The sequence below is a fragment of the Sphingobium sp. HWE2-09 genome (assembly GCF_035989265.1).
In the GTDB taxonomy this organism is placed as follows: Bacteria; Pseudomonadota; Alphaproteobacteria; order Sphingomonadales; family Sphingomonadaceae; genus Sphingobium.
Genome location: NZ_JAYKZX010000003.1, coordinates 2,821,140 through 2,845,196 on the forward strand (window position 1 = coordinate 2,821,140; position 24,057 = coordinate 2,845,196).

A 24,057-nucleotide genomic window follows, 5' to 3' on the forward strand; every position below is an offset into this window, starting at 1 on the left:
GCCTATAGGCCTTTGCCGCGCCTCTTGAAAGCCGGGGCGTAGAGGCGCATAGGCGGGCGATGGTTCCCCTTTCGTTCGCAGGCCAGGCCTTTATGGCGATGCCCGAGGCCGCGCTTTACTGGCCGGCGCAGCGGGCACTGCTGGTCGCCGACCTGCATTTCGAGAAGGCGAGCTGGTATGCGCGCTTCGGCCAGTTCCTGCCCCCGCATGACAGCCAGGCGACGCTGGACGTGATCGAAGGGCTGGTGGAGCGGACCGACGCGCAGGCGGTCTGGTCGTTGGGCGACAGCTTCCACGATGCCGACGGTGCGGCCCGGCTCGATCCGCGCGCGCGCGATCGGCTGCACGCATTGACGCAGCGCGTGGACTGGCTGTGGATCACCGGCAATCACGATGTCGGCGTGGCGACGATGCCGGGCGGACGACGGGTGGCGGAGGCGCAGGTCGCGGGCATATGGTTGCGGCATGAGGCGGAGGCGGACGATCCGGCCCCCGAAATCTCCGGCCATTTCCATCCCAAGCTGCGCCTGTCGCTGCGCGGGCGGCATGTGTCGCGGCGCTGCTTCGTGGGATCGGCGACCAAACTGATTCTCCCCGCACTCGGCGCGCTGACCGGGGGGCTGGATGCGGGCCATGGCGAGATTCGCCGGGCAGTGGGGCCGGGCGCGGCGGCTCTGGTGCCGGTCGCGGACCGGCTGCTGCGCTTTCCGTTATCGTAAGGTGACGTAGCGGAAAGCTATTGTTAAGCCGTTGCCGATAAGCAACAGCGCAGGATCATTCGCCTGTCATCCTGACCAAAAGGCACGGAAAAGCTGGGGTCACTTGCCTTCGCCTGACTGTGTCCGCATAATCGACGGGCGTTCCGACGGGACAAAAAGTCGCGCGGACCAGGAGAGGATAGACCATCATGACAGACAAGAGTCTCTGGACGTCGGCCGCCATCATCGCCTTGGCCCTTGGCGCATCTGCGGCCCATGCGCAGGAGGATGCGACGCCGCAACCGGTCGTGGATGACGGCAGCGCCAACATCATCGTCACCGCCACCCGCCGCGCCAGCCCCCTGTCCGACGTGCCGATCGCGGTATCGGCGGTGGGCGCGCAGGCGATGCAGAATAGCGGCGCGAGCGATATTCGCACGCTCAATCAACTGGCCCCGTCGCTGCTGGTGTCCTCCACCGGCTCCGAAGCCAATGCGTCGGCGCGTATTCGCGGCATCGGCACGGTCGGCGACAATCCCGGCCTCGAAAGCTCGGTCGCGGTGTTCATCGACGGCGTCTATCGATCGCGCACCGGGTCGGGCCTCAACGAACTGGGCGAGATCGAGCGGGTCGAGGTACTGCGCGGGCCGCAGGGGACGCTGTTCGGCCGCAATGCGTCGGCGGGCCTGATCAACATCATCAGCAAGGCGCCGGAAAACACATTCCATGCCAAGGGTGAGATCACCTATGGCAATTATGATTATTGGCGGCTGTCGGGCCGCGTCACCGGGCCGATCGCCGATGGTATTGCGCTCAGCCTCGACGGGGTGTGGAGCAAGCGCGACGGCTTCTACAAGCTGGTCGACGGCGCGGGCAATAAAGTCGGCGATACCAACGACCGCAACCGCTATTTCCTGCGCGGCCAGGCGCTGATCGAACCCACCGACGCGCTCTCCATCCGCCTGATCGGCGATTACACCAATCGCGACGAAAGCTGCTGCGGCGCGGCCTATATCGAGGCGCGCGAGCGGCGGCCGGCGGGCGGCGGCTATAGCACCGCGCCGTTCAATCGCATCGCCGCGATCCTGGCGGGCCAGGGCAGCGTGATCCCCGCCGATCCCTATGACCGCGAACTGCATGTGACGCCGGGCCGCGACTATGTCAGCAAGCTCAAGGATTGGGGCGTGTCTGGCGAGATCAATTATGATTTCGGTGGCGCGAAGCTGACCAGCATCACCGCCTATCGCGATTATAAATCCCGCGATTATGGCGATTACGACTATAATCGCGCCGACCTGCTCTACCGCGACCCCAACACCTATCGCCAGTTCAAGACCTTTACGCAGGAATTGCGGCTGCAAGGGTCGGCCTTTGCCGACAAGCTCGACTGGCTGGTCGGCGGCTATTACGCCAATGAACGGCTGACCTTGCAGGACAATATCCGCTTCGGCGCGGATTATGGGCGCTTTGCGGCCTGTCGTTTGATGGCGGGCGCCGGGGTCAACAGCAATTTCACCGCGCAGCAACTGGCCGCGTGCGGCAGCGGCGCGGCGACCGGTGCACTGATCACCGGCACGCAGGCGCAGCTGAATGCGGGCCTGACCGCCGCGCTGATCGGCAACGGCGTGCCTGCGCCGATCGCTGCGGCGCAGGCGGGGGCGATTTCCACCGGGCTTGGCAACGGATTGCGCGCGTTGGCGGCGATCCCGTCCGGCACCGGCGACGTAGCGTCGCTCTACCGCCAAAAGAGCGAGAATTGGGCGCTGTTCACGCACAATATCTTTCACATCACCAACCGGCTCGATCTGACCGTTGGCGTGCGCTACACGCACGAAAGCAAGCGTTTCTCGTCCGATTTCAACAATAATAATGCGACCTGCGCGGCGTTGCAGTCGTCCGCCCTCCCCGGCCTTGCGACCAATCCGGCGCTGGGCAGCGCGGCGACGCTGGCGGGAGGTATCCTGACTTTGGGCTGCCTGGGCAATGGCTCGACCAGCCTCAATGCACTGAACCTCAACGACAAGATCAGCGAAGGACAGTTTTCGGGGACCGCGGTGCTGTCGTGGAAGCCGATCGACGATCTGCTGCTCTATGGCAGCTATTCGAAGGGCTATAAGGCGGGCGGCTATAATCTCGATCGCTTCCAGTTGGGATCGACCGGCCTGAACGCGGTGCCTGCGGTATTTTCGCCGCGCACCAATGCCGATGTCAGCAGCCTGCGCTTCGCGTCGGAAAAGGTGGATGCGTTCGAAGTGGGCATCAAATATGTCCAGCCCAAATGGAGCGTGAACGTCGCCGCCTTCCGTCAGGAGTTCAAGAATTTCCAGCTGAACACCTTCAACGGCACCAGCTTCGTTGTGCAGAATATCAATGGCTGCGACAGCGCGCTGTCGGCGGCGCGGACGTGCGACGATGACGATGTCGGCCCCGGCCTGATCAGCCAAGGCGTGGAACTGGAAGCGTCGGTCAGCCCGGCGCGCAATTTCCGCGTATCGGGCGGCGCGACTTATGCGCGCGCGAAATTCGCCAACCGGCTGGTGGGTAGCGGCAATGGCGCGGTGCCGCTGGACCCGGCGCTGTTCCTGTTGCCCGGATCGATCAACAGCAACGCGCCACAGATCGTCACTACCGCCAGCATGGCCTGGACGCCGGACATCGGTTCATCGGGCCTGTCGGCGCTCTTCTACGTCGATGGGCGCATGACCAGCGACTTCAACACCGGGTCCGACCTGTTCCCCGAAAAGCGGCAGGACGGCTTTGCGGTGGTCAACGCGCGCGTCGGCCTGCGCGGGCGGGACCAGCGCTGGGCGATCGAATTGTGGGGGCAGAATATATTCAACCAGAATTATACCCAGGTCGCCTTCTCCAGCCCGCTCCAGTCGAGCAGCCCGTGTACGTCATCTACGGGCCAGTTCGGGGGACTGTGCGGGACGCCCCCGGCCGCAGTACCGATGGCGAACCAGCTGATCTCCGCCTATCTGGCCGAACCGCGCACCTATGGCATCACGTTGCGCGGGAGTTTCTAGGACGGTCGCCATTCAGTTCTGGCGGCCTGCAAATGGTGACTTGCCGCGCTTCCGGTGCTCACGACCTTAAAGGTCGCTCCGCTCCGGGTCACGACAAGTCACCATTTTCGTCACGCCATCTCCTGAATGGCAATCCGTCCTAGCGCGATGAGTTGCGGATCATCCCTCTCCCGCTCGCCGGTACGGGGCGAGCGGGGGACGGCCTCTCACCGAAGAGCGCCGTGCCGACGCGGATGTCGGTCGCGCCCAGCATGATCGCGGTTTCATAATCGCCCGACATGCCCATGGAGAGGCGGTCCAGCCCCTCCTCGTGCGCGATCTTCGCCAATAGCGCAAAGAAAGGCGCAGCCTCGATGTCGGCGGGGGGACGCACATCAGGCCAGCGATCGGAATGTCGGCGGCGCGTGCGGCGGCGATCAGCGCGGGCGTGTCGGCAATGGCGCAGCCGCCCTTCTGCTCCTCCGCACCGATATTGACCTGAATGAAGCAGGGCACCTGTTTGCCTGCCGCATCCATCGCCCTGGCGAGCGCGGTGAGCAGCGATAAGCGGTCGAGGCTGTGGATCACATCGAACAGGGCGACGGCGTCGGTGGCCTTGTTCGATTGCAACTGGCCGACCAGATGCAGGTCCACGCCAGAAAATTCCTCCCGCAGCGCGGGCCATTTGTCCTGTGCTTCCTGCACGCGATTTTCGCCGAACGCGCGCTGCCCGGCTTGGAGCAGCGGACGGATCGCGTCGGCGTCGTGCGTCTTGGACACGGCGATCAGATTGATATCAGCGGCGCTGCGATCGGTCAGGCGGGCGGCGCGGTCGATACTGTCGCGCAAAGTGGCAAGGCGTTCCGCCGCGTCGATAATTCTGTCTGTGGTCATGCGCGCTGCTATAGGCGATGGTCATGCGCCATCGCCACCGCAAAAATCCGACCGGCCCCCTGCCCTCGCTTTGGCTGATGACCGATGAGCGAGTGGGGGCTGCGGCGCTGCTGGCGGCGGCGGCGCGCTTGCCCAAGGGGCGCGGCGGGATCGCGTTTCGGCATTATCGGACCGATCCGGTGGCGCGACGGGCGTTGTTCGAAGCGTTGCGCGCTGTGGCGCGGCGGCGGCGGCTGGTGCTGCTGCTGGCCGGGTCGGCGCGGGAGGCGGCGGCGTGGCGGGCCGATGGCGTGCATGGGCGGGATGCGCGCGCCGCTGTGCGCCCGTTGCTGCGCAGCCGGGCGGTGCATGACGCACGGGAGGCGGTGGCGGCGCGGCGGGCTGGGGCCGATCTGTGTTTCGTGTCGCCCCTCTTCCCGACCCGCTCGCACCCGGGCGCTGATGCGTTGGGGCGCGTGCGCTTTGCGGCGTTGGCGCGGCAGGTCGACATGCCGGTGATGGCGTTAGGCGGCGTGCGTCGGGGGCATCGGCCTATGCTGCGCGCGATCGGCGCGGACGGCTTGGCCGCGATCGATGGGTTGTCGGGGTGAAGCACCGTGCTCCCGCGAAGGCGGGAGCCTAGTTCCGATGATGCGGTTAATCGCAACGGCGGGACTGGGTTCCCGCCTGCGCGGGAACACCTGGTCTATTTCCAGTCGATCCGCGTCCAGCCTCGCTGCGCCGCCAGTTTTGCCAGCGGCCGGTGCGGGTTGGATGCGAAGGGGATGTCGGCGAATTCCAGCATCGGCGCGTCCGATACATGGTCGGAATAGGCGCGGATATGCGCTTGGCTGCGGTCGATCGCTTCGGCGGCCATCCACGCCTTGATCATGCGCAGCTTGCCGGTGTCGTAGCAATTTTCGCCCGCGATCTTTGCGCGGACATAGCGCAAATCCTGGCTCAGATGATCGGTGGCGATGACCGCGTCGAAGCCCAGCCGCCGCGCGATCGGTTCGACGTACAGGCGGTAGGAGGCGGTGGCGAGCACCAGCCGATAGCCGTCGGCCCGATCCTGCGCGATCTGCGCCACCGCGCCCGCGCGCAGGTTACTGGCGATCACCCGGTCGGCATAGCTTTCGACATGCGGCATCAATTTCGCGCGCTCGACGTTCCAGCCGATCATCAGCGCCTGATTGACTTCCTTCAACCGCTGTCGGCTGACCAGCTTGAGGATATAGGCCAGCATCAACAGGATGACGCAGGGGAAAAGCACCAGCCGCCATGGTGCCATCCGCCGCGCCACATGGATCAGGAAACCGGTATAGGTGCCGGTGAAGGTCACGGTGCGGTCCATGTCGTAAATGGCCAGCCTGTGGGTCGTCATGTCGTGTCCGAAACTTTTGCCGTTGCCCTTCGTTCTGGCTTGCGGATGGGCCGTTTCGGCTTGCCGTGCAACCGATAATGGATCACTAATCCCATCGCATGAACAAAGCCGCCGAACTTGCAGAGGAAAAGCGCGACGGCGGAACCGTGGTCCGGCTTTCAGGATCGCTAGCGATTGCCTGTCTGGGCGACCTGCCGACGCGGTTGGAAGCGGTGCACGAACCGGTCAGCGCGATCGACCTGTCCGATGTCGAGCATATGGACACGATCGGTGCCTGGACCGTGCATCGCACCGCCAGGCGGCTGGGTTGCGAGATTAAAGGCGCGAGCGAAGAGCAGCAGCGCCTGATCGACGCGATCTGCGATCTGGACGAACCGATGCCGATCCGGCCGGAGCCCGTGCCCGCACTTACGCGCGTCGTCGGCCAGATCGGCGAAGCGGTGGTCGCGTCGGGCACGACGTTGATGGGGCTGCTCGGTTTCTTTGGTGCGACGCTGATCGCGACCTGGAATGTCATCCGCCATCCCCATCGGTTCCGCGTCAACGCCGTGGTGCAGCGGTTCGAGGTGGTCGGCGTGTCCGCGCTGGGCATTGTGGGCCTCATGAGTTTCCTGATCGGCATCGTCATCGCGCAGCAGGGATCGGTGCAGTTGCGCCAGTTCGGCATGGAGATGCTGACGATCAACCTGGTCGGCCGCCTGACGTTCCGCGAACTGGGCGTGCTGATGACCGCGATCATGGTGGCTGGACGCTCCGGCTCCGCCTTTGCGGCGCAATTGGGCACGATGAAGCTGACCGAAGAGGTCGACGCGATGCGGACCATCGGCGTATCGCCGATGGAGGCGCTGGTGTTGCCGCGTACGTTGGCGGTCGTCATCATGATGCCGCTGCTGGGCTTTTACGCGTCGGTAATGGCGGTGATCGGCGGCGGGTTCCTCTGCGCGATCGCGCTGGAAATTCCGCCCATCACCTTCCTGCAGCGTCTGCGCGAAGTCGTGCCGATCACCGACCTGTGGGTCGGCCTGATCAAGGCGCCGGTGTTCGGCATCATCATCGCGCTGTCGGGTTGTTTCCAGGGGATGCAGGTCAAGGGCAATGCCGAGGAAGTCGGGCTGCGCACCACCGCGGCGGTCGTCCAGGCGATCTTCCTGGTGATCGTGATCGACGCTTTCTTCGCGGTCTTCTTCACCTGGGTAGGCTGGAACTGATGAGCGAAGAGGATATCAGCCAAGCCGAGGAAGAGCGGATCGAGCAGGCGCTGCAAACGTCCGATATCGCCATTTCCGTGCGTGGCCTGCGCAACAGTTTCGGCGACCAGCTGGTGCATGACGGGCTGGACCTGGACGTGCGCCGGGGCGAGATATTGGGCGTGGTCGGCGGATCGGGCACCGGCAAGTCGGTGCTGATGCGCGCGATCATCGGCCTGCAGACGCCGGACGAAGGCGAGGTCCATGTCTTCGGCGAATCCATGGTCGGGCGGTCGGATGATGAGGCGCTGGCTATCCGCAAGCGCTGGGGCGTGCTGTTTCAGGGCGGCGCGCTGTTTTCGACGCTGACGGTGGCCGAGAATGTCGAAGTGCCGATCCGCGAATATTATCCCAATATCGGTGCGCAGTTGCGCGACGAGATCGCCGCCTACAAGATCCGCATGACCGGCCTGCCGACCGAAGCCGGTCCCAAATATCCGTCCGAACTGTCCGGCGGCATGAAGAAGCGCGCCGGACTGGCCCGCGCGCTGGCGCTGGACCCGGACCTCTTGTTTCTGGACGAGCCGACCGCGGGCCTGGACCCGATCGGCGCGGCGGCGTTCGATGACCAAACGCGCAAGTTGCAGCAGACGCTGGGCCTCACCGTCTTCCTCATCACCCACGATCTTGATACGCTCTATTCCATCTGCGATCGGGTGGCGGTGCTGGCGGACAAGAAGGTGACGGCGGTCGGGACGATCGACGAGTTGCTGGCAACCGATCACCCCTGGATTCAGGAATATTTCAACGGTCCGCGCGGCCGGGCCGCCACGGCGGCGGTGTCGCGGGAAAAGGATCGGGCACAGACCAAGGCGGCGCTCAGCCCGTCGGACGGAAGGCGATAGGATATGGAAACCCGCTCCAACCATGTGCTGGTGGGCACGGTCACGCTGTTGCTGCTGGCCGCGATCATGGCCGCCGCCTTCTGGTTCTCGCGCCTCTCCGATGGCGAGAACAGGGAGTTTGACATCTTCTTCAAACAATCGGTCAGCGGCCTCGCCAAGGGGTCCAGCGTCAATTACGCCGGTGTCCCATCGGGCAAGGTCGAGAATATCGAATTGTGGAAGCAGGATCCCAGCTTTGTGAAGGTCCGCATTTCGGTGAAGGACGGCACGCCGGTGCTGCAGGGCACGACCGCGACGATCGCGGGCGTCGGCTTTACCGGCGTCAGCGAAGTGGTGCTGGACGGCGCGGTCAAGGGCGCGCCGCCGATCGCCTGCCCCGCCAATAACGTGCCGTCGGCTTGCCCCGATGGCGTGCCGGTGATCCCGACCAAGCCGGGCGCGCTGGGCGAATTGCTCAACAACGCGCCGCAGCTGCTGGAGCGGATATCGACGCTGACCGAGCGGCTGACCGAATTGCTGGACGACAAGAATCAACGCTCGATCGCGGGCATCCTTGCCAATGTCGAGCGCGTGTCGGGCGCCCTGGCCGATCGCAGCCCGGAAATCGCCGCCACCCTGGCCGAAGCGCGGATCGCGGTGCAGCGCACCGGCATCGCCGTCGAACAGATCGGCAAGCTGGCCGCGACCACCGATTCGATGCTGACCGACGAAGGCAAGCCGTTGATGGCCGATCTGCGCAAGAGCGTACAGGCCGCGACCCACAGCATCGAGACGCTGGACAAGACCATTGGCGAGGCGCAGCCGGGCGTGAAGGCGTTCAGCACCCAGACCATGCCGGAGGTCAACCAGCTGGTCCGCGACCTGCGCGAAATGTCGCGCTCCTTCCGCGGCGTTGCGGAAAAGCTGGATCAGCAGGGTGCAGGTTCGCTGGTCGGATCGCCCAAGCTGCCGGACTATAAGCCATGATGCCCGACACATTGATGAGAAAGACGCGGACTATGTTCCATGTGAAACACCAAAGCGCCTTTGCCGCGCTGACCGCTGCAATGCTGCTGTCGGGCTGCGTATCCTTCGGTCCCAAGCCGCCGGCGCAGCTGTTGACGCTGGACGCTACGCAGAAGGTGCCAGCTGGGGCGTCGCGCGTGGCCGGTGGCGGACGGACGCTGATCGTGGCCGATCCCAATGCGCCCAAGATGCTGGATACGGTGCGGGTGCCGGTGGTGCTATCGCCGACGTCGGTCGCTTATGTGACCAAAGTGCAGTGGGCCGACACGCCGCGCCATCTGTTCCGCGGACTGCTGGCCGAAACGATCTCCGCCACCACCGACCGCGTGGTGCTGGATGCCGGGCAGTTTTCCGGTGATGGCGGCCAGCGATTGAGCGGCGAACTGGTGGCGTTCGGGATCGACTCGGCGAGCAATGCGGCCGTCGTCACCTATGACGCGGTGCTGACCACGCCCAATGGCGTCGCATTGGCGCGTCAGCGCTTTACGGCGAGCCAGCCGGTGGGCGGCAAGATCGAGGCGACGACGATCGGCATGCCGCTCAACATGGCGGCCAACAAGGTAGCGGCCGATGTGGCGGCCTGGGCGGCGGCGGTGAAGGACTGACGCTGCCCTAAGCGGGGAAACCTTAGTCCAGGCTCTTCCCTACTTGTTCCATGACGTCCTTGGACAGGCCGGGTTGCGCCAGGATGCGTTGCAGTTCCGCTCGCATCAGGGCCGCGCGCCCTTCCTCGAACCGCTTCCAACGGCCAAGCGGCGGCACCAGCCGTGCTGCCGTCTGTGGGTTGAGCCGGTCGAGCGCGATAATGCAATCGGCAACCAGGCTGTAGCCGCGCCCCGATATATGGTGGAACGCCCACTGGTTCGCGGCGAAGGCGCCGAATAGCGATCGCACCCGATTCGGGTTCGCCAGCGTGAAGTCGCGATGCTGGGCCAGTTGCGCGATCTGCTCTACCGTATCGGGATGTAGCGCGAACGCCTGCGTCTGGAACCATTTGTCGAGCGTCAGCGCGTCGTCGCGATAGCGGTTGTAGAAGATGTCGAGCGCGGCTTCCCGCTCAGCGCTGTCGCCATTGGCGAGGGTCGCCAACGCCGCCTGCCGTTCCGTCATGTTGTCGGCGTCGCTGAACTGCGCGAAGGCGATGGCGGGGCCATCCTGCACGCCGGACGCCACCAGATAATGGAGCGCCATGCTACGCAGCTTGCGCGCGCCCTTGGCGGCGGGTGACAGGGCGAAGGCGTCGGCCTTGGTCCGGGCATGGATGTCGCGCCATAGCGGCTCCAGCGCCAGGCCGATCGTCTGTTGCAAGGCATCGCGCGCCGCGTGGATCGCATCGGGATCGACCACCTGCATCTGGTCGCCCAGATAGGCTTCACTTGGCAGGCGGATCGCTTCGGCGATGAAGGCGGGGTCGAGCAGCGGATCGGTGATGGTGTGGCGCACGGCCGCGACGACCGCTTCGGCATCCACGCTCTGCCCGGCGATCCGGCCGACCAGCACATTGACCATCAATTGCTGCATCGCTTCATAGCGGGCGAAGGGATCGTCGTCACGGGCCGACAGGAAAGCAAGGTCGGCTTGGCTGCGGTTGGTTTCGACGATGACGGGCGCGGAAAAGCCGCGGTTGATCGATAGGATTGGCGCATCGGTAAAGCCGGTGAAGGTGAAGCTCTGTTTGGCTTCGGTCAGCATCAGCAGGTCGTCGTCGCGATGGCCGCCGGTAGCGGCGTCGAAAAGCGCCGTGCGTAGCGGGATCGCCATCGGCAGCTTGTCGGTCTGGCCGGGGGTCGGCGCTATCGACTGCTCCAGCGTCAATTCGACAGTCTGTGCTGCAGGATCATGGGTGATGAGGGCGCGGACATGCGGGGTGCCCGCCTGCTCATACCAGCGGCGGAATTGGATGAGGTCGATCGCCCCTCCCTCCTCCATCGCCTGTACGAAATCCTCGCAGGTGGCGGCGTCGCCGTCATGCCGGTCGAAATAGAGGTCGGTGCCTGCGCGGAACCGCTCCGGCCCCATCATCAGCGCCATCATGCGGATCAGTTCGGCACCCTTATTATAGATGGTCGCCGTGTAGAAGTTACTGATTTCCATATAGGATTCAGGCCGCACCGGATGGGCGAGCGGGCCGCTATCCTCCTGAAACTGACCGGCGCGCAAAATGCGGACATCCTCGATCCGCTTCACCGCATGCGACCCCATGTCGGCGGAGAAATTCTGGTCGCGAAAGACGGTGAAGCCTTCCTTCAGGGAAAGCTGGAACCAGTCGCGACAGGTGACGCGATTGCCCGACCAGTTGTGGAAATATTCATGCGCGACAACGCCTTCGACGCCGTCATAATCGATATCGGTCGCGGTTTCGGGATCGGCCAATATGTAGCGCGAATTGAAGATGTTGAGACCCTTATTCTCCATCGCGCCGAAATTGAAATCGGCCACCGCCACGATGTTGAAGACGTCCAGATCATATTCGCGGCCATAGACGCGCTCGTCCCAGGCCATGCTGTTCTTGAGCGCCTGCATCGCGTGATCGGTGCGGGGGAGGTCAGCCTCCCGCACCCAGATGCCAAGCGCCACCTCACGCCCGCTCATCTTTACGAACCGGTCGGCGTTGCAGGACAGTTCACCCGCCACCAGCGCGAACAAATAGCAGGGCTTGGGGAAGGGATCGTCCCACCGCGCATAATGACGACCGTCGTCAAGGTTGCCCTGCTCGATCGGATCGCCGTTGGCGAGCAGGATGGGGAAGCGCGCCTTGTCTGCCGCCATGCGCACGCTGTAGCGCGAGAGGACATCGGGGCGATCCGGGAAGAAGGTGATGCGCCGAAAGCCTTCCGCTTCGCATTGGGTGCAGAGCAGCCCGCCGCTGGCATAGAGACCCATCAGCTTGCTATTGCCCTCGGGCGTCAGCTCCACCAGCGTCTCGACGTCATGGGCTTCCCCCGGCAGCGCGATGATGAGCGCGCCCGCTTCGAGATGCCATTCGTCCTGCGCGAGCGAACGGCCATCGACGCAGACCGCCAGCGGCACGATGCCTTCGCCATCCAGGCGCAATGGCCGGTCATGATCGCCGTTGCGCGTGACGGACAGCGTCGCCTTTACCCGGGTCATGGCTGGGTCGAGATCGAAGTCGAGCGCGATGGTCGGGACCAGCCAGTCGGGCGGACGATAGTCCAGGCGGCGAATGACGGCAGGCGCCGCGGCGTTAGTGGAGAGCATGTCGGCCATGCGATCAACCTAGGGAGCAGGGTCGCAAAAGACCAGTGCGCTTTACGTCAGCCCTGTCTCGAACCCATCGAACTTCGCGCTTAGCGGCGTTCAGACTTAGATGCGCTCGCCCGACAGGCGCTGGCACAGCATATCAAGCTGGTCGAGATTGGAATAGCGCAGCGACAGCGTACCACCGGCCGATCCGCCCTCATGCACGATATCGACCTTCAAACCCAATATGTCGGCCAGATGCTGTTCCAACGCGGCGATATCCGGGTCTTTGTCTCGTGCGCCGCTGTTTCGTTTCACTGTCGTCGCTTCGGCACCGGTCTTCACGCGGCGGACCAACTGTTCGGTGTCGCGAACGGACAGGCCTTTATCTTCCACCTGCCGGGCCAGCGCTTCGCAATCCGGCACGCCGATCAGCGCACGGGCATGACCCATGCTGATCTTGCTCTCCATCACCTGCTGCTGCACGCTTTGTGGCAGTTCCAGCAGGCGCATGAGATTGGCAACATGGCTGCGCGATTTGCCGACGATCCGGCCTAGCGCTTCCTGGCTATGGTGAAATTCGGCAATCAGCTTGCGATAGGCCTCGGCCTCTTCGATCGGGTTCAGATCCTCGCGCTGGATATTTTCGATCAGCGCGATTTCGAGCGTTTCCTGCTCGTCGAAATCGCGGACGATTGCCGGAATACGGTGGAGCTGCGCCCGTTGCGCGGCGCGCCAGCGGCGTTCGCCCGCGATGATCTGAAACCCGCCGCCATGGGGGCGTACGATGATCGGTTGAATGATGCCGCGCTTGGCGATGCTGTCGGCCAGTTCCTGCAACGCGCCGTCATCGAAATGACGGCGCGGCTGTTCAGGATGCGGCTGGATGAGCGAGACTTCGATGCTCTGCACCGATTTGCCATTGGCGGGGATGGCGCTCGGTGCGACCGGTTCTTCGCGCGCGACGTCGCCCAGCAGGGCGGACAGCCCGCGGCCCAGGCCATGAGGACGCTTGGCAATCTTGGGCTTGTCGGTCGTTTCGTCGCTCAAGCGGCAACCTCCTGTCGGGGCAGGCGCGCGATCAGTTCGCGCGCCAGACGCATATAGGCTTCCGACCCCGAACAGCGGAAGTCGTAGATCAGCGCCGGGACGCCATGGCTGGGCGCTTCGGACAAGCGCACATTGCGGGGGATGACGGTCGAAAAGACGAGATCGCCAAGGCACGCGCGTACATCGTCGGCGACCTGATCCGTCAGCCGATTGCGGCGATCATACATGGTGAGCGCCACGCCCATGATCGACAGGCCAGGATTGAAACGACCGCGAATACGCTCGACTGTTTGCAGCAGTTGCGACAAGCCTTCGAGCGCAAAAAATTCGCATTGCAGCGGGACCAAGAGATATTGCGCGCCGACCATGGCGTTGATGGTCAACAGGCCCAGCGACGGCGGACAATCGATCAGGCAGATGTCCCATCGCCCCGGCTGAGCTTCGGCGAGCACCCGCTCCAGCCGATGGGTGCGCTGCTCGTAATCGATCAGCTCGATTTCGCAGCCCGATAGATCCTGCGTTGCGGGCACCAGGTCGAGCTTCGGCACGCGGGTGGCGATGATGGTATCGTCGAGCGCGCAATTGCCGACCAGCAGGTCGTAGCTGGATTGCGCGCGGTCGGCATGGCCAACGCCAAGGCCGGTGGAAGCATTGCCCTGCGGATCGAGATCGACCAGCAATACGCGCAATCCCGTGGCCGCTAAGCCGGTAGCGAGATTGATCGCGGTGGTGGTCTTGCCCACGCCGCCCTTCTGATTGGCGATGGCGATGCGGATCATCCTCGGCCTTTCCTCTTGGCGACGGGTGCTACGGCATGGGCAACAATGATGGCGCTATCGGCGTCCGTCACGCTGGGTTCCACGTGAAACACACCTTGCCATGTCGAACGCGCCGCCTCCAGTTCATTTTGCGCATTTCGTCCCTTGGGCAGCACCCAGAGGCTTTTTTTGTCAGAAAGGTGCAGCGCCAATTCCAACAATTTGGGTAGCGGCGCATAGGCGCGTGCGCTGATGATGGCAGCGCTGGTCGGCGGCACCATTTCGACACGACCGCCGAAGACACGGGCATGGGTGAGACGTAGGTCGGCGATGACGTCCTCAAGGAAGTCGATCCGCTTACGTCGGGATTCCACCATCATCACCGGTCGATCCGATAGGCAGGCGATTACAATGCCGGGCAGCCCTGCTCCCGATCCCAGGTCGAGCCATTCGCCTTCGCCAGCGCTTTTCGTGTGGAGGAGCAACTGCGCGGAATCGACGATGTGGCGCGCCCAGATATGCGGCCGGGTCGATACCGCGATCAGATTTTGCTCGTCCATCGCGGATAGCAGGATGGCGACATAGCGTTCCAGCCGATCCCATGTTTCACGTGAAACATCGCATTGCGCCGTCAGCCAAGCGCGGGCTTCGTCTTCGGTCACGCGGCCACCCGGCGGATATGGACGAGAATGGCGGCCAGCGCGGCGGGGGTGATGCCGCGGATTCGCCCGGCAGCTGCCAGCGTATCCGGGCGGGCCGCGTCTAGCCGCTCGATCATTTCGGTCGACAGACCGCCGATGGTGCGGAAGTCAAAATCGGCGGGGATGACGACGCGCTCGTTGCGCCGCAGTTCAGCAATCTCGGCGTCTTGGCGTTGGAGATAGGGGGCGTAGTGTGCGTCCTCCAATATCTCGTCGCGCAGATCAGCGGGGGCTTCGCGCAACACGGGCACCAGGTTGCAGAGCAGCGCTTTGTCGACTTCGGGAAAACGTGCCCACTCGAACAGGATGCGGCGCGCTCCGTCCTGGCGAACAGTAGCGCCCGCGCGCGCCATTTCGCTGGCGGTCATCTGTGTATTCAGCGCGGTTTCGATCACCGCCCGCTGGCTTTGGCGCTGAGCCAATCGTTCCGCTCGCGCCGGACCGATGACGCCATGGCTCAGGCCGATTGGTCCCAACCGGGTTTCGGCGTTATCGGCGCGCAGCCGCAATCGATATTCGGCGCGTGCGGTCAACATTCGATAAGGTTCGGTCACGCCCTGCAACACCAGATCGTCGATCATGACGCCGATATAGCTGCTGGCGCGATCCAGAACCATGGGCGTTTCCCCACGCGCACGGGCGGCGGCGTTGACGCCGGCAACCAGTCCCTGGGCTGCAGCCTCTTCATAGCCGGTCGTGCCATTGATCTGGCCCGCGCAGAACAGGCCGGGGAGTTGCCGCACCTCCAATGTGGTGTCGAGCGCGCGCGGATCGATATGATCATATTCAACCGCATAGCCCGGCACGGCGATCTCGACCTGCTCCAGTCCCGGCATCGACCGGACCATGGCGATCTGAACATCGGTGGGGAGAGAGGTGCTGATGCCATTGGGATAGACGAGCGGATCGTCCAGCCCTTCAGGCTCCAGGAAAATCTGATGCCCATCGCGATCACCGAAGCGCAGCACCTTGTCCTCGATCGAAGGACAATAGCGCGGCCCCCGCCCCTCGATGGCACCACTGAACAAGGGGGAGCGATCCATGCCTTCGCGGATGATCGCATGCGTTGCGTCGTTGGTGCGCGTGATGGCGCAGGCGAGTTGCGGCAGGACGCGGCTGTCCGATAGCGGCGACATGGTCCAGCCTGCCGCATCAGACGGCTGGGTTTCCAGCCTGGCCCAATCGATGGTGCGGCCGTCCAGGCGGGGTGGCGTGCCGGTCTTCAGCCGGGCGATCGGCAGGTCGAGGGAGCGGAGTTGGACGCCCAGTGCGCTGGCGGCGCGTTCGCCGATCCGGCCACCAGTTTCGCGCTCGTCGCCGCGAAACAATTTCCCGCCCAGGAAGGTGCCGGTAGCCAGCACGACCGCGGCGGCGGTAAGCGCGCGGCCGTCCGCCAAAGCTATGCCAGTGACCGCGTCATTGCCGATCAGCAATGCAACGGCATCGCCCTCGACAATCTCAAGCTCGGCTTGCGCGTCGAGCATCTGGTGGATGGCGGCGCGATAGCGTTGGCGATCAGCCTGCACGCGTGGTCCCTGCACGGCGGCGCCCTTGCTGCTGTTGAGCATCCGATAATGGATCGCGGCGGCGTCGGCGGCGCGCGCGATCAGGCCGTCCAGCGCATCGACTTCGCGGACCAGGTGGCCCTTGCCCAATCCGCCAATCGCCGGATTGCAGGACATGGCGCCAACGGTCGCACGTTCGAATGTCAGCAGCGCGACGGACACGCCCTTGCGCGCTGCCGCGGCGGCCGCTTCGCAACCTGCATGGCCGCCACCGACCACGATCACATCATAGCTTGTTCGCATGGCCTGCCCTTATCAGAGTCAGGGGGGCCGGGTCAAAAGCGTTCCACGTGGAACAGAGTCTATTTGCCGATACAGAAACCGGAAAAAAGACGATCTAGCATATTTTCCGTCCCAGCCTGGCCGGTCAGGGCATCGATCGTGCGGCGCGCCTGGCGAAGGTCTTCGGCGATAACGAGCAGGTCATGGCTGGCAGCGGCGGCGGTGAGATGGTCGTGCAATTGTCTCACTCCCTGTCGCTGTCGTGCATGTAGGGCATAGTCACCAGCCCTTGGGAGCAACGCAGCGGCGCGGTGTTGCAACGTTTCGACCAAAGCGTTCATACCCTCACCGCTCTGGGCGGACAGGCGCAGGCCGGGGCGCTCACTATTACCGCGATCGCACTGGGCGGCGATCAACATGGCGTCTTCGCACGGCATGTCCGCCGCATCGCCCAGCCACAGAATGATGTCGGCAGCGTCGAGCGCGGCGCGCGCGCGGTCGATGCCGATCGCTTCGATGGCGTCGCGCGTTTCGCCACGCAGCCCGGCGGTATCGGTGAACAGGAAGGCGGTGCCACCGATCGCGGCGGGCACCTCTATCCGGTCGCGGGTCGTGCCGGCGATGTCGGACACAATCGCCGCCTCGCGCCCGACCAGCGCGTTGAGCAGCGTGGACTTGCCCGCATTGGGAGGACCGGCGAGCACCACGCGGATGCCATCGCGCAACCGTTCGGCTGACGGCGCGGCAAGGATGGCGGCGACATCCTGGGCCAGGGCGAATATCCCCTCCCCGATCCGCATTTCGATCGCCGCTTCGGGGACGTCATCCTCGTCCGAAAAATCGAGCGCGGCTTCGGCCATTGCGGACAGGTCGAGCAGCATCCCACGCCAACCATCGATGCGGCGGGAAAAATGCCCCTCCGCCATCATCAGCGCGGCGCGGCGTTGCCCCTCGGTTTCGGCGGCGAGCAGATCGGACAGGCCTTCGACTGCGTTCAGGTCCATGCGGCCATGGGCGAAGGCGCGGCGGGTGAACTCGCCTGCTTCGGCGCGACGCAGGCCCGGCATTGCGGCCAGCGCCTCCTCAACCGCGGCGATGACCGCACGGCCGCCATGGCAATGGAATTCCGCCATATCCTCCCCGGTGACGGTGGCCGGGCCGGGCAGCCATAAGAGCAGTGCACGATCCAACGGCGCATTGTCGCGCGGGTCTTTCAGCAGAGCAAGGCTGGCGGTGCGGGGCGGCGGCAGTCGGCGCGCCAGGGCTTGCAGCGCCGATCCCGCCGCTGGGCCACTGACCCGGATGACGGCAATCCCCGCCGGTGGCGCACCACTGGACAGGGCGAATATCGTATCGCCTTCGCGGTCGGGCACAGGCTTATTTCTTGTCGCTGCCGCTCATGCCCGCCAGGCCCATGTTCATCATCTGCTGGAACAGGCGCATGCCTGCATCGCCCATGGGCGAGAAGCTTTTGAACAGGGTTTCCATCTGCTCGACATTGGCGACGCCATCGAAACCGTCGAGCATCGTCTTGATATATTTGTCATGAATGGGGGTCACGTCGGGCAGGCCCAGAAAGGCGCGCGCTTCGGCTGGGGTGCAGTCCACATCTACGGTCACCTTCATGTCGCTGCCCTTCCCTCTGGCCTTTCCTTCGGCCTGCCGATCGTTGCCGACCGTCATGCCGCAACTGGCCGCATCAACGCAAATTTTAAACGCGTCCTGTGGTTGCACGGCGGGGCCGATCGGCCAATATGCGCTGCATATTCCATAGGACAAGGATAGCGGCATGGGCGACTTCACTCCGATCAAGACGCTGGAAGGCGATGCGCAGTTCGACGCCTATGTGGCGAAGCCGGAAGAGGAGGCGAGCGCGGCGATCATCGTCATCCAGGAAATCTTTGGCGTGAATGAGGGCATCCGCGCCAAATGCGATAGCTGGGCCAAGGCCGGTTACCTCGCCTACGCGCCAGACCTGTTCTGGCGGATCGAACCGCATATCGAACTGGATGCCGATGTGCCGGAGCAGATGGAGGCCGCACTGGGCCTGATGCCCAAGTTCAACCAGGACCAGGGCATTCGCGATATCGAAGCGACGATCAAGGCGGCGCGCGCGGCGATGGGCGGCGATGGCAAGGTCGGCGTGGTTGGCTATTGTCTAGGCGGGCGATTGGCCTTCATGAGCGCCTGCCGCACAGATGGCGATGCCTTTGTCGGCTATTATGGCGTCGGCATCGATGGTCTGTTGGGTGAGCAACATGCGATCGGCAAGCCGGTGCTGCTGCACGTGCCGACCGCCGATCATTTCGTTTTGCCCGACGCGCAAAAGGCGATGCATGAAGGACTGGCAGACAATCGCCATGTCACGCTCTATGACTATGAAGGGTTGGACCATGGCTTTGCGGCTGAGCAGGGCCAGCGTCGCGACGAAGACGGCGCCGTGCTGGCCGATCGCCGCACTGCCGATTTCTTTGCCGAGCATCTCGCCTGATGTCGGGCGCATGGCGGATGGTGGCCCGCAGCCATGGCGGGCCGGAGGTGATCGCGCGCGAGGATTTCGATCCGGGCGTGCCGGGTGAGGGCGAAATACTGATCGCGCAGGATGCGATCGGCCTCAACTTCATCGACACCTATTATCGCACCGGACTTTATCCCGCCCCCCTCCCCACCCCCCTGGGGTCGGAAGGCGCGGGCCGGATCGCGGCGGTCGGCCTTGGCGTCACCGGCTTTGCAGTGGGCGATGCCGTGGGCTGCGCCAGCGGTCTGGGCTCTTATGCCACCCATCGGACCGTATCGGCCGATCGGGTCGTGCGCATTCCGGACGGCGTATCGACGCAGGACGCCGCCGCGATGATGCTTAAGGGCATGACTGCCTGCTATCTGGCGGAAGATATAGTGGCGTTGAAGCCGGGACAGGTCGCGCTGGTCCACGCAGCGGCGGGCGGGGTCGGTTCGGTCCTCGTCCCGTGGTTGCGCGACAAGGGTGTGATCGTGATCGCCCATTGCGGATCGGCGGAGAAAGCGGCGCTGGTCGATGCCGATCACAGCCTGCATGGGTCGTTCGACGATCTGGCGGCGACGGTGCGCAACTTGACCGGCGGTCAGGGCGTCGATGTGGTGTATGACGGCGTTGGCAAGGATAGCTGGGCCGCGTCGCTCGCCAGCCTCAAGCGGCGCGGGATGATGGTCAGCTATGGCAACGCATCCGGGGCGGTGCCGCCGGTGAGTTTGCTGGACTTGAGCCGGGGGGATCGCTCTATGTGACCCGGCCGACCCTGTTCGACTATATCGCAACGGCGGAAGAACTGGCGCATACCGCGGATCGGCTGTTCGACCGGATGCAGCGCGGCGTGGTGAAGGCAGTGATCGGCCAGCGGTTTGCACTGGCGGACGCGGCGCAGGCGCATCGGGCGCTGGAGGCGCGGGAAACGACCGGTTCGACGGTTTTAGTGCCGTAGCAACACCCCTGTTCCCCGGCGAAAGCCGGGGTTCAGGGTTTTTTAGCGCAGCGGTTGGACGCTCTGGACCCCGGCTTTCGCCGGGGAACAAGGGGAATTTCGAGCCTTACTTAAAGCCAGCTCGAACGCATGCACAAACAAAAAGGGGGCGGAACCACGCCGGTTCCGCCCCCTTTTTGCGCGTACGACCAATCAGCTAAACAGCGTCAGCACCCCGACATGCTGGTCCACGACACCTTCATAGATCATCTTCACCGCAACATAAACGATGACGGCCAGGCCGATATAGGCAATCCAGCGGAAGCGTTCGATATATTTGGCGATGATGTTCGCGGCGATACCCATCAGTGCGACCGACAGGATCAGCCCGATGATGAGGATGCCGGGGTGATCCTTCGCGGCGCCCGCGACGGCCAGGACATTGTCCAGACTCATACTGACATCGGCGACGGCCACGGCCCAGGCCGCGGCGGCGAAGCTCTTGGCGGGGCGCAGGCCCGATATGTCGTCGTCGCTGCTATCGCCGGGCGTTTCCGCGCCCCGCTTGGGATGCAATTCGCGCCACATCTTGAAGCTGACCCACAACAGTAGAAGGCCGCCCGCCAGGATCAGGCCCACGACCTGCATCAACTGGCTGACCACCAGCGCAAAGCCGATCCGCAGCACCAGCGCGGCGATGATGCCGATCAGGATCACCTTTTTGCGCTGCGCGGCAGGCAGCCCTGCCGCCAACGCGCCAACGACGATCGCATTGTCGCCCGCCAGCAAGATGTCGATCATCAGTACCTGACCGAAGGCGGCAAGCGCACTGGGCGAAGTTATATTGCTGAAATCATTGATGATATGCTGCCAGATATCGGCAGGAGAGCCGAGGCCCGGAGCCGCGGAGGCGGCGGTGGCGATGAGGTCGATCATGGCGGCCTGCTAACGTCCCTGTCTGTAGGAAAGGAGAAAGCCGGACCATATACATGGCCCGGCTGTCGCGGCAAAATTTATGCTGGGCTGGTCCACGATCGGCAGGACCGCGGTCGCCCCTTACTGGTTCATCGAATCGAAGAAATCTTCGTTGGTCTTGCTGTCCTTCATCTTGTCCAGCAGGAACTCCATCGCATCGATCGTGCCCATCTGCATCAGGATGCGGCGCAGCACCCACATCTTGCTGAGCTTGGCCTTGTCGACCAGCAATTCTTCCTTGCGGGTGCCGGACTTGCCGACATCCAGCGCCGGGAAGATGCGCTTGTCCGCGACCTTGCGGTCCAGCACGATTTCCGAGTTGCCGGTGCCCTTGAACTCTTCGAAGATGACTTCGTCCATGCGGCTGCCGGTGTCGATCAGCGCGGTAGCGATGATGGAGAGCGAGCCGCCTTCTTCGATATTGCGCGCTGCGCCAAAGAAGCGCTTGGGGCGCTGGAGCGCATTGGCGTCCACGCCGCCGGTCAGCACCTTGCCCGAAGACGGGACCACGGTGTTGTAGGCACGGCCCAGACGCGTGATCGAATCGAGCAGGATGACGACATCCTTCTTATGCTCGACCAGGCGCTTGGCCTTTTCGATCACCATTTCGGCGACCTGGACGTGGCGGGTGGCCGGCTCATCGAAGGTGGAGGAGACGACCTCACCCTTCACGCTGCGCTGCATGTCGGTGACTTCTTCGGGGCGCTCGTCGATCAGCAGGACGATCAGGAAGACTTCGGGATGATTGTCGGTGATCGCCTTGGCGATATTCTGCAACATCACCGTCTTGCCGACGCGGGGCGGCGCGACGATCAGCGTACGCTGGCCCTTGCCCTGCGGCGACACGATGTCGATGACGCGGGCCGACTTATCCTTCTGCGTCGGGTCATAAGGGTCCAGCGTCAGCTTCTGTTCGGGATAGAGCGGCGTCAGATTGTCGAAATTCACGCGATGGCGGACCACATCGGGATCATCGAAATTGACGGTGTTGAGCTTCACCAGCGCGAAATAACGCTCGCCATCCTTGGGCGCGCGGATTTCACCGTCCACCGTGTCGCCGGTGCGCAGGCCGAAACGGCGCACCTGGTTGGGGGAGACATAGATATCATCGGGACCGGCCAGGAAATTGGCTTCCGGGCTGCGCAGGAAGCCGAAGCCGTCGGGCAGCACCTCGATCGTGCCTTCGCCCATGATCTGCTCGCCATTTTCCGCCTCGGCCTTGAGGATCGCGAACATCAGGTCCTGCTTGCGCAGCGTCGATGCGCTTTCCACGCCCAGCTCTTCGGCCAGCTGCACGAGGTCTGCGGGCGCTGTTTTCTTGAGGTCCTTGAGATGCATTGCGAATCGGTCCGATGGCGAGAGGGTGAAATGGGTCGGAAAAGGGAAGGTTGGCGAACCGGGCAGGACGCCGGTCGAGTCCCGTTCCGGATGGACGGGATGAATTGTCTGGCGTGTAGCGATCCGATGATGGGCAAGTCAAGATGCGAACAGAGGGCGCAGCAGCGGAAAAGCGGCTTTTTGCTGCCAATCCGCGCCCAATGGTGGCGCTGGCGCGACGATGGCCTTCCATGATAGGATCGATGCATAAAAGGAAAGGATGAGGATATGGGGCGGCGCGCTGTCTCATGGATGGCGTGGCTGGGGATCGGCCTTGCGATCGGCCGACCGCCCGTGTCTGCCCAGGACGCACCCGCGATCCTCGATCCCGACACGCCGCCCGCAGTGGTGCGCACCGGCCCGGCGCTGGACGATCGCGTGACGATTCCCATTTCGATCGACGGCAAGGGGCCGTGGAACTTCATCATCGATACCGGATCGCAGCGCACGGTCATCGCGCGCGACCTGGCGGAAAAGCTGGCGCTGCCGTCGCGGGCGAATGTGACGATCATCAGCATGACCGGCCGGTCGGAGGCGAGCACCGTCGCGGTGCCGCGGCTGGGCTTTGGCGGCGGCACGATAGACGATATCGAAGCGCCGGTGCTGGAGGGCGAGGATCTGGGCGGGCCGGGCCTGCTGGGGCTGGACAGCCTGCACGCCAAAAGGCTGACGCTCAATTTCCGCACCGGGCGGATGGAAATCGCCAATAGCGGGGCGACGCGCGCCCGGTCGGTTGATCCGGACACCATCGTGGTGGAGGCGCGGCGCAAGCGCGGGCAACTGATCCTGCTCGATTCCGATGTGAATGGGATGCGCGTGTCCATCATGCTCGACACCGGCACCAATTTCAGCATCGGCAATCTGGCGTTGCGCGACAAATTGCTGGCGAAGAAGCGTGCACCCGCGATGCTGGAGGCGACCTTGACCAGTGTGACCGGCGGTCTGCTGACCGGACAGGTCGGGCGGATCAAGTCGGTGCGGATGGGGCGTGTCAACCTGACCGAGGTGCCGGTGCTGTTCGCCGACGCCAGTCCCTTTGCTGAACTGGGGATGCAGGACAAACCGGCGCTGCTGCTGGGGATCAGCGCGCTGCGCATCTTCGATCGGGTGGCGATCGACTTCGGGCGGGGAAAGGTCGATTTCCTGCTGCCCGACGCCAGCATTGCGGAGACGCTGCGACTGGCGGCCAACGATCAGGCCAAACGCTGATTTCCACGCTGAACATGATAGGACATGAATGAATCCTTATAAATTGGGAATATTTCCCGATTTATCGGGAAATATTCCTGCATAGAAAAGTATGATGGGTGCAAAAGCCGTGATTTCCTGCGGTTTTTCAAAACTGGCACGGCGCCTGCAATGCTGTCGGCATGATCCACAACGGATCGCCACACATGTTCAGGAAGGACCATCACCATGAAGACCATCGCTTTCGCCGCCGCTATTGTTGCCGCCAGCGTCGCCGTTTCGGCCGCCAGCACCCCCGCTTTCGCTCAGGCGCATGGCAGCTTCGGCGCCGCCAAGGTGACCTATGATGCCAAGACCGACCGCTATTGCTTCCGCGAAACCGTCACCGGCTCGCGCATTCCCGTCGCTCAGTGCCGCACGAAGGCCGAATGGGCGCAGGACGGCCTGACCATCAGCCACAGCCAAACCCCGGTTCAGATGGCCCGCCGTTGATGCGGGATGGCCCCGCCCATCCCGATCGGTCCGA

Annotated in this window: 20 protein-coding genes and 2 pseudogenes; 11 read left to right on the plus strand and 11 right to left on the minus strand. The window is 64.0% G+C overall.

Annotated features, from left to right (window positions below):
• Positions 1-59: 59 nt before the first annotated feature.
• Positions 60-719, plus strand: coding sequence for a ligase-associated DNA damage response endonuclease PdeM (pdeM, locus tag U5A89_RS19320; RefSeq protein WP_338162630.1), 660 nt, complete (start codon positions 60-62; stop codon positions 717-719).
• A gap of 188 nt (positions 720-907) precedes the next feature.
• A complete protein-coding gene (locus U5A89_RS19325) occupies positions 908-3,724 on the plus strand; it encodes a TonB-dependent receptor (RefSeq protein WP_338162631.1) in 2,817 nt (938 codons plus the stop codon).
• A gap of 139 nt (positions 3,725-3,863) precedes the next feature.
• Here U5A89_RS19325 and U5A89_RS19330 read toward each other — a convergent pair.
• Positions 3,864-4,597: pseudogene (locus U5A89_RS19330) on the minus strand (YggS family pyridoxal phosphate-dependent enzyme).
• A 23-nt stretch (positions 4,598-4,620) separates the two neighbouring features.
• Here U5A89_RS19330 and U5A89_RS19335 point away from each other — a divergent pair.
• On the plus strand, positions 4,621-5,187 hold the full coding sequence (locus tag U5A89_RS19335; protein ID WP_338162632.1) for a thiamine phosphate synthase: 567 nt from the start codon (positions 4,621-4,623) through the stop codon (positions 5,185-5,187).
• A gap of 95 nt (positions 5,188-5,282) precedes the next feature.
• Here U5A89_RS19335 and U5A89_RS19340 read toward each other — a convergent pair whose 3' ends face one another.
• Positions 5,283-5,960 carry an HAD family hydrolase gene (locus U5A89_RS19340; RefSeq protein WP_338162633.1) on the minus strand — a complete coding sequence of 226 codons (678 nt, stop codon included), beginning with the start codon at positions 5,958-5,960 and terminating at the stop codon, positions 5,283-5,285.
• Between the two features lie 98 nt (positions 5,961-6,058).
• On the opposite strand from U5A89_RS19340, the gene U5A89_RS19345 reads away from it, so the two are divergent.
• Genes U5A89_RS19345 through U5A89_RS19360 form a run of 4 tightly spaced genes read left to right on the plus strand, consistent with a single transcriptional unit; the run spans position 6,059 to position 9,662 of the window.
• Positions 6,059-7,168 (plus strand): ABC transporter permease, encoded by a 1,110-nt coding sequence (locus U5A89_RS19345; protein ID WP_338162634.1) that lies wholly within the window; start codon positions 6,059-6,061, stop codon positions 7,166-7,168.
• A complete protein-coding gene (locus U5A89_RS19350; RefSeq protein WP_338162635.1) occupies positions 7,168-8,052 on the plus strand; it encodes an ABC transporter ATP-binding protein in 885 nt (294 codons plus the stop codon). Before U5A89_RS19345 ends, U5A89_RS19350 begins: the two co-directional genes overlap by 1 nt.
• Positions 8,053-8,055: 3 nt before the next feature.
• Positions 8,056-9,018, plus strand: coding sequence for an MlaD family protein (locus U5A89_RS19355; RefSeq protein WP_338162636.1), 963 nt, complete (start codon positions 8,056-8,058; stop codon positions 9,016-9,018).
• 32 nt (positions 9,019-9,050) lie between these two features.
• On the plus strand, positions 9,051-9,662 hold the full coding sequence (locus U5A89_RS19360; RefSeq protein ID WP_338162637.1) for an ABC-type transport auxiliary lipoprotein family protein: 612 nt from the start codon (positions 9,051-9,053) through the stop codon (positions 9,660-9,662).
• A gap of 22 nt (positions 9,663-9,684) precedes the next feature.
• Here the strand turns inward: U5A89_RS19360 and pepN are convergent, their stop codons facing one another.
• From pepN to U5A89_RS19395, 7 genes are all read right to left on the minus strand, one after another.
• Positions 9,685-12,285: an aminopeptidase N gene (gene pepN, locus U5A89_RS19365; protein ID WP_338162638.1), complete on the minus strand. Its 2,601-nt coding sequence runs from the start codon at positions 12,283-12,285 to the stop codon at positions 9,685-9,687.
• 96 nt (positions 12,286-12,381) lie between these two features.
• Entirely contained in the window at positions 12,382-13,308 is a 927-nt protein-coding gene (locus U5A89_RS19370; protein WP_338162639.1) for a ParB/RepB/Spo0J family partition protein, read from the minus strand.
• Positions 13,305-14,087: a ParA family protein gene (locus tag U5A89_RS19375; RefSeq protein WP_338162640.1), complete on the minus strand. Its 783-nt coding sequence runs from the start codon at positions 14,085-14,087 to the stop codon at positions 13,305-13,307. The genes U5A89_RS19370 and U5A89_RS19375 overlap by 4 nt, the downstream gene beginning before the upstream one ends.
• Positions 14,084-14,728 carry a 16S rRNA (guanine(527)-N(7))-methyltransferase RsmG gene (gene rsmG, locus U5A89_RS19380; protein ID WP_338162641.1) on the minus strand — a complete coding sequence of 215 codons (645 nt, stop codon included), beginning with the start codon at positions 14,726-14,728 and terminating at the stop codon, positions 14,084-14,086. The genes U5A89_RS19375 and rsmG overlap by 4 nt, the downstream gene beginning before the upstream one ends.
• Positions 14,725-16,575 (minus strand): tRNA uridine-5-carboxymethylaminomethyl(34) synthesis enzyme MnmG, encoded by a 1,851-nt coding sequence (gene mnmG / locus U5A89_RS19385; protein WP_338162642.1) that lies wholly within the window; start codon positions 16,573-16,575, stop codon positions 14,725-14,727. Before mnmG ends, rsmG begins: the two co-directional genes overlap by 4 nt.
• 59 nt (positions 16,576-16,634) lie before the next feature.
• Positions 16,635-17,927: a tRNA uridine-5-carboxymethylaminomethyl(34) synthesis GTPase MnmE gene (mnmE, locus tag U5A89_RS19390; protein ID WP_338162643.1), complete on the minus strand. Its 1,293-nt coding sequence runs from the start codon at positions 17,925-17,927 to the stop codon at positions 16,635-16,637.
• Between the two features lie 4 nt (positions 17,928-17,931).
• Positions 17,932-18,180, minus strand: coding sequence for a DUF6489 family protein (locus tag U5A89_RS19395; RefSeq protein ID WP_338162644.1), 249 nt, complete (start codon positions 18,178-18,180; stop codon positions 17,932-17,934).
• A 163-nt stretch (positions 18,181-18,343) separates the two neighbouring features.
• Here U5A89_RS19395 and U5A89_RS19400 point away from each other — a divergent pair, with 163 nt between their 5' ends.
• Both U5A89_RS19400 and U5A89_RS19405 read left to right on the plus strand, forming a co-directional pair.
• On the plus strand, positions 18,344-19,045 hold the full coding sequence (locus U5A89_RS19400) for a dienelactone hydrolase family protein (protein WP_338162645.1): 702 nt from the start codon (positions 18,344-18,346) through the stop codon (positions 19,043-19,045).
• Positions 19,045-20,012: pseudogene (locus U5A89_RS19405) on the plus strand (quinone oxidoreductase family protein). Before U5A89_RS19400 ends, U5A89_RS19405 begins: the two are co-directional and overlap by 1 nt.
• A 192-nt stretch (positions 20,013-20,204) precedes the next feature.
• On the opposite strand, the gene U5A89_RS19410 reads toward U5A89_RS19405, so the two are convergent.
• Together U5A89_RS19410 and rho are read right to left on the minus strand one after the other, a co-directional pair.
• Positions 20,205-20,927, minus strand: a complete 723-nt coding sequence (locus U5A89_RS19410) for a YjbE family putative metal transport protein (RefSeq protein ID WP_338162646.1) — start codon at positions 20,925-20,927, stop codon at positions 20,205-20,207.
• Between the two features lie 120 nt (positions 20,928-21,047).
• Positions 21,048-22,304 carry a transcription termination factor Rho gene (rho, locus tag U5A89_RS19415; RefSeq protein WP_338162647.1) on the minus strand — a complete coding sequence of 419 codons (1,257 nt, stop codon included), beginning with the start codon at positions 22,302-22,304 and terminating at the stop codon, positions 21,048-21,050.
• A gap of 291 nt (positions 22,305-22,595) precedes the next feature.
• Between rho and U5A89_RS19420 the strand changes: the two genes are divergently transcribed.
• Together U5A89_RS19420 and U5A89_RS19425 are read left to right on the plus strand one after the other, a co-directional pair.
• On the plus strand, positions 22,596-23,552 hold the full coding sequence (locus tag U5A89_RS19420; protein ID WP_445190709.1) for an aspartyl protease family protein: 957 nt from the start codon (positions 22,596-22,598) through the stop codon (positions 23,550-23,552).
• 207 nt (positions 23,553-23,759) lie between these two features.
• Entirely contained in the window at positions 23,760-24,023 is a 264-nt protein-coding gene (locus U5A89_RS19425; protein ID WP_338162649.1) for a hypothetical protein, read from the plus strand.
• The last annotated feature ends 34 nt before the right edge of the window (positions 24,024-24,057 follow it).